Annotated in this window: 13 protein-coding genes; 11 read left to right on the top strand and 2 right to left on the bottom strand. The window is 67.7% G+C overall.

The window, feature by feature from the left end; translation table 11 throughout:
* Window positions 1-9 precede the first annotated feature (9 nt).
* Both IC535_RS06105 and IC535_RS06110 read right to left on the bottom strand, forming a co-directional pair.
* Window positions 10-396, bottom strand: coding sequence for a VOC family protein (locus IC535_RS06105; protein ID WP_228884977.1), 387 nt, complete (start codon window positions 394-396; stop codon window positions 10-12).
* A 10-nt stretch (window positions 397-406) separates the two neighbouring features.
* On the bottom strand, window positions 407-1,195 hold the full coding sequence (locus tag IC535_RS06110) for an enoyl-CoA hydratase-related protein (protein ID WP_228884975.1): 789 nt from the start codon (window positions 1,193-1,195) through the stop codon (window positions 407-409).
* Between the two features lie 146 nt (window positions 1,196-1,341).
* Here IC535_RS06110 and IC535_RS06115 point away from each other — a divergent pair, with 146 nt between their 5' ends.
* The 11 genes from IC535_RS06115 to IC535_RS06165 all read left to right on the top strand — a co-directional run bounded on the left by IC535_RS06115 (window position 1,342) and on the right by IC535_RS06165 (window position 14,569).
* Window positions 1,342-1,596 (top strand): FeoA family protein, encoded by a 255-nt coding sequence (locus IC535_RS06115; protein ID WP_228885245.1) that lies wholly within the window; start codon window positions 1,342-1,344, stop codon window positions 1,594-1,596.
* Entirely contained in the window at window positions 1,593-3,452 is a 1,860-nt protein-coding gene (gene feoB / locus IC535_RS06120) for a ferrous iron transporter B (RefSeq protein ID WP_228884974.1), read from the top strand. Before IC535_RS06115 ends, feoB begins: the two co-directional genes overlap by 4 nt.
* On the top strand, window positions 3,452-3,706 hold the full coding sequence (locus IC535_RS06125) for a DUF6587 family protein (RefSeq protein ID WP_228884972.1): 255 nt from the start codon (window positions 3,452-3,454) through the stop codon (window positions 3,704-3,706). The genes feoB and IC535_RS06125 overlap by 1 nt, the downstream gene beginning before the upstream one ends.
* 215 nt (window positions 3,707-3,921) lie before the next feature.
* The gene (gene dapB, locus IC535_RS06130) at window positions 3,922-4,662 is read left to right on the top strand and encodes a 4-hydroxy-tetrahydrodipicolinate reductase (protein WP_228884970.1); all 741 of its coding nucleotides are present in this window, start codon (window positions 3,922-3,924) and stop codon (window positions 4,660-4,662) included.
* A 286-nt stretch (window positions 4,663-4,948) separates the two neighbouring features.
* On the top strand, window positions 4,949-6,079 hold the full coding sequence (gene carA, locus IC535_RS06135) for a glutamine-hydrolyzing carbamoyl-phosphate synthase small subunit (RefSeq protein ID WP_228884969.1): 1,131 nt from the start codon (window positions 4,949-4,951) through the stop codon (window positions 6,077-6,079).
* The gene (locus tag IC535_RS06140) at window positions 6,076-6,627 is read left to right on the top strand and encodes a hypothetical protein (RefSeq protein WP_228884967.1); all 552 of its coding nucleotides are present in this window, start codon (window positions 6,076-6,078) and stop codon (window positions 6,625-6,627) included. The genes carA and IC535_RS06140 overlap by 4 nt, the downstream gene beginning before the upstream one ends.
* 51 nt (window positions 6,628-6,678) lie before the next feature.
* The gene (gene carB / locus IC535_RS06145) at window positions 6,679-9,921 is read left to right on the top strand and encodes a carbamoyl-phosphate synthase large subunit (protein ID WP_228884965.1); all 3,243 of its coding nucleotides are present in this window, start codon (window positions 6,679-6,681) and stop codon (window positions 9,919-9,921) included.
* An 8-nt stretch (window positions 9,922-9,929) separates the two neighbouring features.
* Window positions 9,930-10,394 carry a transcription elongation factor GreA gene (greA, locus tag IC535_RS06150; protein WP_228885244.1) on the top strand — a complete coding sequence of 155 codons (465 nt, stop codon included), beginning with the start codon at window positions 9,930-9,932 and terminating at the stop codon, window positions 10,392-10,394.
* Window positions 10,395-10,401: 7 nt separating this feature from the next.
* A complete protein-coding gene (locus IC535_RS06155; RefSeq protein WP_228884964.1) occupies window positions 10,402-11,322 on the top strand; it encodes a phosphoglycerate mutase in 921 nt (306 codons plus the stop codon).
* A 215-nt stretch (window positions 11,323-11,537) separates the two neighbouring features.
* Window positions 11,538-13,295, top strand: coding sequence for a single-stranded-DNA-specific exonuclease RecJ (recJ, locus tag IC535_RS06160; RefSeq protein WP_429000331.1), 1,758 nt, complete (start codon window positions 11,538-11,540; stop codon window positions 13,293-13,295).
* 893 nt (window positions 13,296-14,188) lie between these two features.
* On the top strand, window positions 14,189-14,569 hold the full coding sequence (locus tag IC535_RS06165) for an SMI1/KNR4 family protein (protein ID WP_228884963.1): 381 nt from the start codon (window positions 14,189-14,191) through the stop codon (window positions 14,567-14,569).
* The last annotated feature ends 50 nt before the right edge of the window (window positions 14,570-14,619 follow it).

Below are 14,619 nucleotides of genomic sequence, written 5' to 3' on the forward strand. Positions count from 1 at the left end.
CCGGCCGGCTCAGCCCGGGCGGTGGCAGACCACTTCGATGTTGTTGCCGTCCGGGTCGAGCACGAAGGCGCCGTAATAGTGGGGATGGTAGTGCTCGCGGATGCCCGGCGCACCGTTGTCGCGCCCGCCCGCGGCCAGCGCGGCCTGGTGGAAGGCGTCCACCTCGGCGCGGCTGCCGGCGGCGAAGGCCACGTGCACGCCGCCGTGGGCGCCGGGCGCGTTGCCGATCCAGAAGTCCGGCTTGCCGTCGCGGCCGAAGCCGGCGTGGTCGTGGTCGCCGGTCTGCGCGGCGCTGACCTGCATCACCACGCTGATGCCCAGCGGGGCCAGGGCCTGCTGGAAAAACCCCAGGCTGCGCGCGAAATCCGCGCAGCGGATTCCAATATGGTCAAGCATGCCGTTCTCCTCAGTCCTGGGTGACCCAATGCGGGGCGCGCTTGTCCAGGAAGGCGCCCAGGCCCTCCTGGCCCTCGGCCGAGACCCGCAGCCGCGCGATCAGGGCTGCGTTGTCGCGGTCCAGCGCGTCGCGGTCGCGGCCGCTGCCGACCTGGCGGACCAGCTCCTTGGCCGAGGCCGAGGCGATCGGGCCGGCCTTGTCGAGCAGGCCGAGCTGGCGCTGCACCGCTTCGTCGATGCGTTCAGGTTCGACCAGTTGATGGACCAGGCCGATCCGCAATGCGGTCTCGGCATCGAAATGCTCGCCGGTGGCGAACCAGCGGCGCGCCTGGCGCGGCCCGATCGCGTCGATCACATACGGCGAGATCACCGCCGGCAGCAGGCCCAGCCGGCTTTCGGTCAGGCCGAAGCGGGCCGCGCTGCTGGCGATGGCGATATCGCAGCAGGCCACCAAGCCGACCCCGCCACCGAAGGCGGCGCCCTGGATGCGGGCGATGGTCGGCTTGGGCAGCTCGTCCAGGGTGCGCATCAGCCGGGCCAGGGCCAGCGCGTCCAGACGGTTGTCCTCCTCGCTGGCCGTGGCCATGCCGCGCATCCACTGCATGTCCGCGCCGGCCGAGAACGAGGCGCCGTGGCCGGCCAGCACCACCGCGCGCACATGGTGGTCGCGGCCGGCCGCTTCCAGTGCCGCGGTCAGCTGCGCGATCAGGGCCGCGTCGAAGGCGTTGTGCAGGGTCGGGCGGTTCAGCCACAGGGTCAGCACCGAGGCGCTGCGTTCTATCTGTAGTGCATCACTCATGGGGGTCTACACGTGTCCATACATGTACCGATCATAGCTGGCCCGGGCAGCCAGGCCATGACGCGACGCGGCGATGCTAGAATTGATAACCATTCCTATCAACCAGAAGGCGCCCTGTGTCGCTGTCTGATCTGCCCATGCACAGCGTGACGCTGTCTGATCTGCCCATGCATAGCTCGGCCCTGGTCGAATCGGTACAGGACCTGCATGCAAACGATGCCATCGCCCGCCGGCTGCGCGAACTGGGGTTCGTCAAGGGCGAGGACGTGCGCCTGGTCGCCCGCGGCCCGGTCGGCGGTGAACCGTTGCTGGTGCAGGTCGGGTTCACCCGGTTTGCCCTGCGCCGCAGCGAAGCGGCACGCATCCTGATCGCCCCCGGCCCCGCGCGGGGCACGGCATGAGCGCGGCCGCGCAGATGCTGCGGGTGGCGCTGGTGGGCAACCCCAACAGCGGCAAGACCGCGCTGTTCAACCAGCTCACCGGCAGTCGCCAGAAGGTGGCCAATTACACCGGGGTCACCGTCGAGCGCAAGGAAGGCCGCCTGCGCGCGCCATCGGGCCGCGAATTCGCCGTGCTCGACCTGCCCGGCGCCTACAGCCTGCAGCCGGCCAGCCTGGACGAGGCGATCACCCGCGACCTGTGCCGGGGCTTCTACCCCGGCGAGGCGGCGCCGGACGTGCTGCTGTGCGTGATCGATGCCACCAACCTGCGCCTGCACCTGCGCTTTGCACTGGAGCTGCGCGAGCTGGGCAAGCCGATGATCGTGGCCTTGAACATGGTCGATGCGGCGCAGCGCCGCGGCATCAAGATCGACGTGCCGGCGCTGGAACAGGCCCTGGGCGTGCCGGTGGTGGAAACCGTGGCGGTGCGCCGGCATGGCGCCCAGCAGCTGGTGGAACGGCTGGATGCGATGGTGCCGCACCTGCAGGCGCCGGTGGAGGTGCCTGCGCCGGACAGCGACTACCACGCCCGCGTGCGCGACATCCTGGCCGCCTCGGTGAGCATGCCGACCCGTACGGCGAAGGTGGATGACGCGCTGGACCGCTGGTTGCTGCACCCGGTGTTCGGGCTGCTGACCCTGGCGGTGGTGATGTTCCTGATCTTCCAGGCGGTGTTCGCCTGGGCCACGCCGCTGATGGACGGCATCGAGGCCGGTTTCGGCTGGCTGGGCCAGAACGTCGGCGCGGTACTGCCCGAAGGGCCACTGTCCAGCCTGCTTACCGACGGCATCATCGCCGGCGTCGGCGGGGTGGTGGTATTCCTGCCGCAGATCCTGATCCTGTTCGCCTTCATCCTGGCGCTGGAAGAATCCGGCTACCTGCCGCGTGCGGCGTTCCTGCTCGATCGCATGATGGCCTCGGCCGGCCTGTCCGGGCGTTCGTTCATCCCGCTGCTGTCCAGCTTCGCCTGCGCGGTGCCGGGCATCATGGCCACGCGCAGCATCCAGGACCCGCGCGATCGCCTGGCCACGATCCTGGTGGCGCCGTTGATGACCTGCTCGGCGCGGCTGCCGGTGTATGCGCTGCTGATCGGCGCGTTCATTCCGGCCCGGACGCTGTGGGGCTTTGTCAGCCAGCAGGGGCTGGTGCTGTTCGGCCTGTACCTGGCCGGCATCCTCAGTGCGTTGGCGATGTCGTGGGTGATGAAGAAGTGGCGCCGCGACAAGAGCGAGCACCCGCTGATGCTCGAACTGCCGTCCTACCGCATCCCACACCCGCGCGACCTGGCCGTGGGCCTGTACGAGCGCGGCATGATCTTCCTGCGGCGGGTGGGCGGCATCATCCTGTCGCTGACCATCCTGCTCTGGGTGCTGCTGAAATTCCCCGCCGCCCCGGCCAATGCGACCATGCCGGCGATCGACTACAGCTTTGCCGGCCAGATCGGCCATGCGATGTCGGTGATCTTCGCCCCGCTGGGCTTCAACTGGCAGATCTGCATCGCGCTGATCCCGGGCATGGGCGCGCGCGAGGTGGCGGTGTCCTCGCTGGCCACGATCTATGCGCTGTCGGCGGCCGACGATGACGCCGCGATCCAGGCGCTGACCCCGGTGGTGGCGCACGGCTGGTCGCTGGCCACCGGCCTGTCGCTGCTGGTGTGGTTCATCTACGCGCCGATGTGCATTTCCACGCTGGCCACCATCAAGCGCGAGACCAACTCGTGGAAGCAGGTGGGGTTTGCCACCGTGTACCTGTTCGCGGCGGCCTATATCGCCGCGCTGGTCACCTACCAGGTGACCGTGGCGCTGGGCGGCGGCTGATGAGCGCCGGGCTGCTGCTGCAATACGTGGTGGTGGCGCTGATCGTGCTGGCAAGCGCGTGGGTGGTGCTGAACAAGCAGTTCCCGGGCCTGGTGCGCCGCGTGCGCGGGGCGATCGCGCTGGGGCTGGTGAAGCCGCAGCGGGCCGCATGGCTGCAGGCCCTGGGGCGGAAGATCGCGCCGCCGGCCAGTGGCGGCGGTGGCGCCTGCGGTGGCTGCGACAGCTGCGGGCCGACGCCGCCGAAGCAACACTGACCTTGATGATCGGCGATAGCGGCGGGCTCTGCCCGCTGCCATCGCATCGGCGTCCGTCTTGCCGGAAGCGTTGACGGTTGGCTGGTTGCGGTTGCTTGCGCCCAAGCCGCAGGCGCAAGCGGATGGCCATCGGCAGCGTGCGCGGCGTCACGCCTGGCGCAGGCAGGCGATATCCGCTCTTGTGCCGCCTTGCCGGCACCGGCTAGCCTGCGCGCATGAATACAGTCCCGCTTCGTTTGCTCATCCACGGCGCTTCCGGGCGCATGGGCCAGGCCCTGCTGCGCCTGGCCGCCGCTCGCTCCGATCTGCAGGTGGTTGCCGCGGTGACCGGCCGTGCCCCGGCCCAGCGCGTGGTCGACGGCGTACCGCACTTCGCCAGCGCCGAGCTGGGCGGTGCGCCGCCGTTCGACGTGGCCATCGACTTCAGCCTGCCCGAGGGCTTCGACCCGGTCCTGGCGCTGTGCGTGGAGCGCGGCGCCGGACTGGTCTCGGGCACCACCGGGATCAGCCAGGGCCAACGCCAGGCGCTGATCCAGGCCGCCGACAGCATCGCGCTGGTGTGGGCGTCCAACTTCAGCCTGGGCGTGGCGGTGCTGGATGAACTGGTCGAGCGGGCGGCCGCGGCACTGGCCGGCTGGGACTGCGACATCGTCGAATCCCACCATGTGCACAAGCAGGACGCACCCTCGGGCACCGCGCTGACCCTGGGCGCGGCTGCCCAGCAGGGCGGGGCGCAACCGCGCTATGCCAGCCTGCGCGCCGGCGATATCGTCGGTGAGCACCTGGTCCAGTTCACCGGGCTGGGCGAGCGCCTGGAACTGACCCACCGGGCCACCAACCGCGACATCTTCGCGCGCGGGGCGTTGTTTGCCGCCGTCCAGCTGAACGGGCGCGCGCCCGGCAGCTACCGGGTCCGCGACCTGCTGGCCGCGCCGGCGCCGCCGGACGTCGGCTGAGTCCGGCCGGTCCGCGCCGGGGGCGGCCACCGGCCCCCTGTCGCGGCGGGCCGGGAGCGCCGAACCGGGCGCGCCAGCCTGAACCCGGGGCCGGCCCGGCGCCGCCGTACGTCAGCGCATGCATGTAAATGCTGGCATCGCAGGCCCGGTGCCTTTACAATTCCCGCTCGCCGAATCACGACAGCCGGACCGGTCCCGAACCGCCGTCCGCGCTTTTTTGCAGCCGCTTTTTCGTGGAGCGCAGGCGTGACTTCGGTGACCCCTCGGTAGCCAAAGTGAGAATTCCGTGACCCAAGCCGCAATCCTCGTCCTCGAAGACGGCACCGTATTCGAGGGCGAATCCGTAGGCGCGCCCGGCCTGTCCGTCGGCGAGGTGGTGTTCAACACCGCCATGACCGGTTACCAGGAAGTGCTGACTGACCCTTCCTACGCCCGGCAGATGGTCACGCTGACCTACCCGCATATCGGCAATACCGGCATGACCGACCAGGACGACGAGGCCCACAAAGTGTGGTCGGCCGGCCTGATCGTGCGCGATGTGCCGCGCCGCCCGAGCAACTGGCGCAGCCAGGTATCGCTGCAGGACTGGCTGCTGCAGCGTGGCGTGGTGGCCATCTCCGGCATCGATACCCGCAAGCTGACCCGCATCCTGCGCGAGCGCGGCGCGCAGAACGGGGCGCTGATGGCCGGCGAGGGGCTGGACGTGGAGCAGGCACTGGAAGCGGCACGCAAGTTCCCCGGCCTGAAGGGCATGGACCTGGCCAAGGTGGTCAGCACCGACAAGGCCTACCCGTGGACCGAAGGCCAGCTGGACTTGAACAGCAACGAATTCGTCAGCGCCGCCCCGCGTTTCAAGGTGGTGGCCTATGACTTCGGCGCCAAGCTGAACATCCTGCGCATGCTGGCCGAGCGCGGCTGCGAGCTCACCGTGGTGCCGGCGCAGACCCCGGCCGCCGAGGTGCTGGCGATGAACCCCGACGGCGTGTTCCTGTCCAACGGCCCGGGCGATCCGGAACCGTGCGTCTACGCGATCGAGGCGATCAAGGTGTTCCTGGACAAGAAGCTGCCGGTGTTCGGCATCTGCCTGGGCCACCAGCTGCTGGCGCTGGCCTCCGGTGCCAAGACGGTCAAGATGGGCCACGGCCACCACGGCGCCAACCACCCGGTGCAGGACCTGGACGACGGCCGGGTGATGATCACCTCGCAGAACCACGGGTTCGCGGTGGATGAAGCGACCCTGCCGGCCACCCTGCGGGTAACCCACCGCTCGCTGTTCGATGGCACCAACCAGGGCATCGCCCGCACCGACGTGCCGGCGTTCTCGTTCCAGGGCCATCCGGAAGCCTCGCCGGGCCCGCATGACGTGGGCCCGCTGTTCGACCGTTTCGTGACCCTGATGGCCGAGGCCAAGGCGTGATCCAGCGCGCTGCACTACTGGTGTTGCTGTGCGGCGCCGTCGGCGCGGTGCAGGCCGCACCGGCCGCCACCGCAGAGGTGGACGCGCTTCTGCAGACGTTGAACAAGGGCTCGCTCGGTGCTTCGCAGGCGGAAATGATGGTCGAGGAGGTGCCAGCGCTCAAGGCACTGCCCGAAGCTGATCGCCAATGCGCGCGCACCTCCATCCAGTCGTTTTTCTACGGTCATGTGCGCCAGTCGTTGATCAGCAGCCTGGGCGAGGACGGTGATGCAGTCGTCGCCGACTGGTCGCGCTTCCTGGCCACACCGTCCGGAAAGGGGTACCTGATCGTCACCGGTGCGCTCCCGGAGTCGGCGGCGGACGCGTCCATCAACACCCAGGACGAGGCGTACAGCGCCGGATTCGAGGCCTTTCTCGGTAGTGCGTCCTTCAAGCGCCTGAACGATGGTTTCGATGCAATGAGCGCGCCCGACGAATTGGCGGTGCGGCTGACTCGAGGACTGCAGGACCAGTGCCGGATCGCGCTGAAACCCGACGATATTTCCTGATCGACAGCGTGCGATCACCCCCAGACACGCTGTACTGACTTAGAGAAGACAATGCCCAAGCGCACTGACCTAAAAACCATCCTCATCATCGGTGCCGGCCCGATCGTCATCGGCCAGGCCTGCGAGTTCGACTACTCCGGGGCCCAGGCCTGCAAGGCCCTGCGCGACGAGGGGTACCGCGTGGTGCTGGTCAACAGCAATCCGGCCACGATCATGACCGACCCGGAGATGGCCGACGCGGTCTACATCGAGCCGATCAACTGGCAGACGGTCGAAAAGATCATCGCCAAGGAAAAGCCCGATGCGCTGCTGCCGACCATGGGCGGCCAGACCGCGCTGAACTGCGCGCTGGACCTGGCCGAGCACGGGGTGCTGGAGAAGTACAACGTCGAGCTGATCGGCGCCAAGCGCGATGCGATCCGCATGGCCGAAGACCGCGAGCTGTTCCGCGTGGCCATGGGCGAGATCGGCCTGGACTGCCCGAAGGCGGCCGTGGCCCATACGCTGGAAGAAGCTCTGGATATCCAGACCCGGGTCGGTTACCCCACCATCATCCGCCCCAGCTTCACCCTGGGCGGCAGCGGCGGCGGCATCGCCTACAACCGCGAAGAGCTGGTGGACATCGTCACCCGCGGCCTGGAACTGTCGCCGACCACCGAAGTGCTGGTGGAAGAATCGGTGCTGGGCTGGAAGGAATTCGAGATGGAGGTGGTGCGCGATACCGCCGACAACTGCATCATCGTCTGCTCGATCGAGAACCTGGACCCGATGGGCGTGCACACCGGTGACTCGATCACCGTGGCCCCGGCCCAGACCCTGACCGACAAGGAATACCAGCGCCTGCGCGATGCCTCCATCGCGGTGCTGCGCAAGATCGGCGTGGACACCGGCGGCTCCAACGTGCAGTTCGGTATCAGCCCGACCACCGGCCGGGTGGTGGTGATCGAAATGAACCCGCGCGTGTCGCGTTCCTCGGCGCTGGCCTCCAAGGCCACCGGCTTCCCGATCGCCAAGGTCGCCGCCAAGCTGGCGGTGGGCTACACCCTTGACGAACTGAAGAACGAAATCACCGGCGGCCTGACCCCGGCCTCGTTCGAGCCGTCGATCGACTACGTGGTCACCAAGATCCCGCGCTTTGCCTTCGAGAAGTTCCCGGCTGCCGATGCGCGCCTGACCACCCAGATGAAGTCGGTGGGTGAGGTGATGGCGATGGGCCGCACCTTCCAGGAATCGCTGCAGAAGGCCTTGCGTGGGCTGGAAACCGGCAAGATCGGGCTGGACCCGACCGGCCTGGACCTGGCCAACGAAGACGACATCACCACCATCAAGCGCGAGCTCAAGGCCCCCGGCCCGGAGCGCCTGTTCTACGTGGGCGATGCCTTCCGCGCCGGTTTCAGCGTGGAAGAGGTGTTCGCGCTGTCGCACATCGACCCGTGGTTCCTGGACCAGATCGAAGAGATCATCCAGGCCGAAACCCAGCTGGCCGCCGACGGCATCGACGCGCTGGACGCCGCGCGCCTGCGCAAGCTCAAGCGCGCCGGTTTCTCCGATGCCCGCCTGGCCGAGCTGACCGGCACCAACGAAGCGGCCGTGCGCGCGCTGCGCCGCGCGCACAAGGTGCGCCCGGTGTACAAGCGCGTGGATTCGTGCGCGGCCGAGTTCGCCACCAGCACCGCCTACCTGTATTCGACCTACGAGGACGAGTGCGAGGCGGCGCCGAGCAACCGCGACAAGATCATGATCCTGGGCGGCGGCCCGAACCGCATCGGGCAGGGCATCGAGTTCGACTACTGCTGCGTGCATGCCGCGCTGGCGCTGCGCGAGGATGGCTATGAAACCATCATGGTCAACTGCAACCCGGAAACCGTCTCCACCGATTACGACACCTCCGACCGCCTGTACTTCGAGCCGCTGACGCTGGAAGACGTGCTGGAGATCGTCGAGCTGGAACAGCCCAAGGGCGTGATCGTGCAGTACGGCGGCCAGACCCCGCTGAAGCTGGCGCGCGCGCTGGAAGCCAATGGCGTGCCGGTGATCGGCACCTCGCCGGACTCCATCGACCTGGCCGAAGACCGCGAGCGCTTCCAGCAGCTGGTCGACAAGCTGGGCCTGAAGCAGCCGCCGAACCGCATCGCCCGCAACGACCAGGAAGCGCTGCTGCTGGCCCGCGAGATCGGCTACCCGCTGGTGGTGCGCCCCAGCTACGTGCTGGGCGGCCGCGCGATGGAAATCGTCTACGGCGAATCCGACCTGGCCCGCTATGTGCGCGATGCGGTCAAGGTGTCCAACGATTCGCCGGTGCTGCTGGACCGCTTCCTGGACAACGCGGTGGAAGTGGACGTGGACATCATTGCCGACAAGGACGGCAACGTGCTGATCGGTGGCGTGATGGAACACATCGAGGAAGCCGGCGTGCATTCGGGCGATTCGTCCTGCTCGCTGCCGCCGTACTCGCTGTCGGCCGAAACCCAGGCCGAGCTGCGCCGCCAGGTGGTGGAGCTGGCCAAGGCCCTGAACGTGGTCGGCCTGATGAACACCCAGTTCGCGATCCAGGCCGGCGAGAACGGCGAAGACATCGTCTACCTGCTGGAAGTGAACCCGCGTGCGTCGCGCACCGTGCCGTTCGTGTCCAAGGCCACCGGCATGGCGCTGGCCAAGATCGCCGCGCGCTGCATGGCCGGGATGACCCTGGCTGAGCAGGGCGCGCTCAAGGAAATCGTGCCGGACTACTACTCGGTCAAGGAAGCGATCTTCCCGTTCGCCAAGTTCCAGGGCGTGGACCCGATCCTCGGGCCGGAGATGCGCTCCACCGGCGAGGTGATGGGCGTGGGCCGCAGCTTCAGCGCCGCCTTCGCGCGCGCGCAGGAGGCCGGCGGCATCAAGGCCCCGCCGCTGGGCAAGGCCTTCGTGTCGGTGCGTGACCCGGACAAGCAGCGCGTGCTGCCGGTGGCCAAGCTGCTGCTGGAGCGTGGCTACACCCTGGTGGCCACCCGTGGCACCGGTGCGTGGCTGCAGCAGCACGGCATGGACTGCGAGATCGTCAACAAGGTGGTCGAAGGCCGGCCGCACATCGTCGATTCGATCAAGAACGGCGAGATCGTGTATATCGTCAACACCACCGAAGGGCGTGCGGCGATCAACGACTCGTTCTCGATCCGTCGCGAGGCGCTGCAGCACCGCGTCACCTATTCGACCACCATTGCCGGCGCCAAGGCGCTGGTGCAATCACTGGAATTCCGCGGGACCGGCCCGGTCTGGTCGCTGCAGGAACTGCACAAGGAGTTGAACGCATGAGAGCACCGATCACCCTGAAGGGCGCGCAGCGTCTGCGCGAAGAGCTCGACCACCTCAAGTCGGTCAAGCGGCCCAAGGTCATCGCCGCCATTGCCGAGGCGCGCGAGCACGGCGATCTGAAGGAGAACGCCGAGTACCACGCCGCGCGCGAGGAGCAGGGCTTCATCGAAGGCCGCATCAAGCAGCTCGAGGGCGAGCTGTCGCATGCCGAGATCATCGACATCACCAAGCTCAACGCCGGCAGCAAGGTGGTGTTCGGCGCCACGGTCGAGTTGTCGGACGTGGAGAGCGACGAAGGCAAGCGCTACCAGATCGTCGGCGACCTGGAAGCGGACATCAAGCTGGGCCTGATCGCGATCTCCTCGCCGCTGGCGCGGGCGTTGATCGGCAAGCTGGAAGGCGATGCGGTCACCATCGACGCACCGGCCGGCCAGCGCGAGTACGAAATCGTCAGCGTCCAGTACCTGGACTGAGCCGACCATGGCCACGGCAACGCTGCTGCTGCCGGCACGCAGCCGTTTCCCGGCCGCGCCGTTGCCTGATGACGTCGCCAGGGCGCTGGGGCGGGCGGAACGCCGCAGCGCCGAGGCGGGCGAGCGCGCCCAGTTGCGTCGGCATTTCCAGACGCAGCCGGACGCGTGGTCCGCCGCAGCCCTGACCCGCCAGCTGGATGTCGGCGATGCCGACGGGGCGGTGTGGCTGCGGGCCGATCCGGCAAATGTGGTGCCGGACATGCATGGCGCACGCCTGATGGGGCACGGGGATATCCTGCGCCCCGATCTGGCCGATGTGATGCATCTGCTGCCGGCACTGCAGCCGTTGTTCGCCGGCTACGGCTTCGTGCTGGATGCGCCGGTGCCGTCGCGCTGGTACCTGCGCCTGCCGCCAGGCACCACGCTGCCTGTCTTTGCCGAGCCCGATGAAGTGCTGGGCGATGATCTGTTTGCCCACCTGCCCGAGGGCGATGCCGGCCGCCGCTGGCGCGCCCTGCTGACCGAAGCGCAGGTGGTGTTGCACCAGCACGGGTGGAACCAGCAGCGCGTGGCCGACGGCAAACGGGCGATCAACTCGTTGTGGTTCTGGGGCGGCGGCGAGCTGCCCGAACGCGTGACCACCGCGCATGCCCAGGTCCGCAGCCGTGATGCGCTGCTGCAGGCGCTGGCCAAGGCAGCGGGTTTGCAGGCCGATGGCGAGCACGCCGTGGATGCCCTGGTGGACCTGCGTCAGCTGCGCTCGCTGGAACAGTTGGGCCAGGATGCGATCCGGCCGTTGCTGGCGGCGATCGCGGGCGGGGAGTTGAAGCGGCTGGTGCTGGATTTCGAAGACGGGATGCGCTTTGAGATCGACAACGGCCAGCGCTGGCGGTTCTGGAAGAAGCCGGTGCAGCTGCACGACGCCTGAGGCGTCGATCCACATCGGGCAGGGGGCGGTTTGATGCAGGCACCGCGCCATCCACGCATGAATCATGCTACGTGCCCGGCGGCGGCCGCTCTGCGCATGGCGATGCGTTCATGGGATTGGCGCCCCTTGGTGATGGGGCGCGACGTGGATCTACGCCGGGCCGTCGCTGCTTCCAGCGGCGTATCATGGCCGCACCTTTGCAACCGGCGCTGCCGATGTCTCCCACCGCCGATACCGCGCCACTTTCCCCTGATGCCGTGACGATCCAGCGCCGTGCGCCGGTGCCGGTGGCGGAGTGGCCGGCCGACATGCTGCCGCTGCTGCAGCGCCTGTATGCCGCGCGCGGGGTGACCGACGCTGCGCAGGCGCAGCCGAAACTGGCCCAGCTGCACGCGCCGGAGCTGATGGGCAGCATGCAGGCCGCGGTGGACCTGCTGGCTGCGGCCATCGCCAGCAACGCCCGTATCCTGGTGGTCGGCGATTTCGATTGCGATGGCGCCACTGCCTGTGCGGTGGGCGTGCGCGGGCTGCGCATGCTCGGTGCGCGCGACGTGGTGCACGCGGTGCCGAACCGGGTCCTGCACGGGTATGGGTTGTCGCCAGCGCTGGTGGCCGACCTGGCGCACCTGCAGCCGGGCCTGCTGGTCACCGTCGACCACGGCATTGCCTGCCATGCCGGCGTGGCGGCGGCCAAGGCGCTGGGTTGGAAGGTGCTGGTCACCGACCATCACCTGCCCGGCGAACGGCTGCCGCCGGCCGATGCCATCGTCGACCCCAACATCAACGGCGACGCGTTCCCGAGCAAGGCGCTGGCCGGGGTCGGGGTGATCTTCTATGTCCTGATGGCGCTGCGCCGCCACCTGCGCACGCAGGGCGCCTTTGCCGATGGCGCCGAGCCGGACCTGCTGACCCTGCTGGACCTGGTCGCGGTCGGCACCGTCGCCGACCTGGTCGCGCTGGATGCCAACAACCGTGCGCTGGTCGCTGCCGGGCTGCGCCGCCTGCGCGCAGGGCAGGGCTGCGTGGGCCTGCAGGCACTGATCGAGGCCAGTGGCCGCGACCCGGCACGGCTGAGCGCCACCGACATCGGATTTGCGCTGGGCCCGCGTTTGAATGCCGCCGGGCGCCTGGAAGACATGGCGCTGGGCATCGAACTGCTGCTCACCGAAGACCGCGCCCAGGCCCGCGAGATCGCCCAGACCCTGGAGCAGATCAACGCCGAGCGCCGTGCGGTGCAGCAGCTGATGACCGACGACGCCGAACTGGCGGTGTCGCGCGCGGTGCTGACTGCCGAAGGCGAGCGCCCGATCGCGGCCTGCCTGTTCGATGCCGACTGGCATCCCGGCGTGGTCGGCCTGGTCGCCTCGAAGATGAAGGACCGCCTGCACCGCCCGGTGATCGCGTTTGCCCCGTCCGAACCGGGCAGCGATTCACTGCGCGGCTCGGCACGCTCGATTCCCGGCTTCCATATCCGTGACGCGCTGGCCATGGTCAACGCGGCGCACCCTGGGCTGATCGACAAGTTCGGTGGCCACGCCATGGCTGCAGGGCTGAGTCTGCCGCATGCGCAGCTGGCCGCGTTCGAGCAGGCCTTCGCCGACGTGGTGGAGCGCACGCTGGATCCGCTCTCGCTGCAGCAGCTGTTGCTTACCGACGGCGAGTTGCTGCCGCAGGAACTGGACTTTGCGCATGCCGAGGCGCTGCGTCTGGCCGGACCGTGGGGCCAGGGCTTCCCCGAGCCGCTGTTCGACGGCCACTTCCAGGTGGCGCGCTGGCAGGTGCTGAAGGAAAAGCATCTCAAACTCAGCCTGCGCGTACCCGGCCGGGCCGAACCGCTCAACGCGATCCACTTCAGCGGCTGGAAGGGCACCGCCCCGGCCAACACCGTACATATCGCCTACCGGCTGGTCAGCGATGACTACCGCGGCGGTGGGGCGATCCAGTTGATCATCGAGCATTGTGCGGATGCGTGAGGTGCACGCCCGTTCTTTAAATTTGGTTCTTCGCCCATGTCCGGGGCTACCGCCCAAAGGCCATGGCATTGCAGAAAAGCAGGTAGTGCCGGCCGCTGGCCGGATGCCGTTGCTGTGTTGCCGCTTCGCAGCTAGCTTCAAAAGCGTTTCGTGCCCCTTCGGGGCGCGAGTCACTTTCTTGCTCGTGCAAGAAAGTAACCAAAGAACACGCCCCCGTCCGCGATCCGGCAGGCTACGCCTGCCGGTGCCCTGCGCTTCTCGCGTCATCGGGGGACGGCGCGGAACTCGCTGCGCTCAGACACCCGCGCCTCTTCGCCCCCGATGCCGCTGCGATGCTCGGCTCGCTTCAAGGGGGGAGGTAGATCAAGATCACGGGCAACAGCAACAGCAACAGCAACAGCAACAGCAACAGCAACAGCAATCTACCAATGGTCGGATTCATGCTGCCAATTCGCCTGCCATCCGCAGGTAGTTCCGACCCGTGGTCGGATGCCGTTCCTTGGGCGTGGCGCTACCAGAACGTGGCTCGGACCTATGCTTTCCCATGCGCACCGGCCATGTGTGGAGGGTTGGCGTGGGTGGGTTGGCGGGACTGTCGAAAACATGGATGTTTTCGCCAAGCCCCCACGGATGGGTTCACGGCGTGTCCCGCCAACCCACCCGCGCCAGCCCAATCAGCGCATACGTCGGTCATTGCCTTTGACCTGAGGCTTTGGTGCGCAGCTGACGTCCCGTAAATCGGCGAAGAACCTTAAATTTTGGGGGAGCCGCCGAACGTCCGTGCCGATTGCGTTAACTTCTGGCGTAGCGGGGCAGTACTTGCTGTGCCGGACCAATTAGGATCTGAACCAACAAAAGCGGAATCGAGTGCGTTCAAAGTGAATCACCAACTAATGGATATGATCGCCTTGGATATCATGACGGGGGACGGGGACCTTTATGGCTTGCCTGCCAACGATTCTGAGATCGAGTCTGCGGAACAGACACTTGGTGTCAAGCTCAATGCTGACTACATCCAGTTCATCAAGGCGTTTGGGGGTGCATTTGGCGGTATCGAGACCCACGCTTTCAACAATGGCTCTCTTATCGGCAACGCAACAGCCACTGAGCTGACCGAGCGGTTTCGAGATGCTTATCTGGATAGTGCCGGAGAACAGCGGCGCGGCGCTTACGTCATATCGGATGACGGGGCCGGCAATCCGGTTTTGATGACGGCCGAAAGGGGCCCTTCATCTGTGTCTCCACAAGACTGGAAAAACCGAGTTGTTGTATGACTCGTTGGAGCAGCTGCTAAGCCAGGCCTTCCCTTTCAGGGCGCCGCGTC

This window comes from Stenotrophomonas rhizophila (assembly GCF_020857975.1).
GTDB lineage: Bacteria > Pseudomonadota > Gammaproteobacteria > Xanthomonadales > Xanthomonadaceae > Stenotrophomonas > Stenotrophomonas rhizophila_C.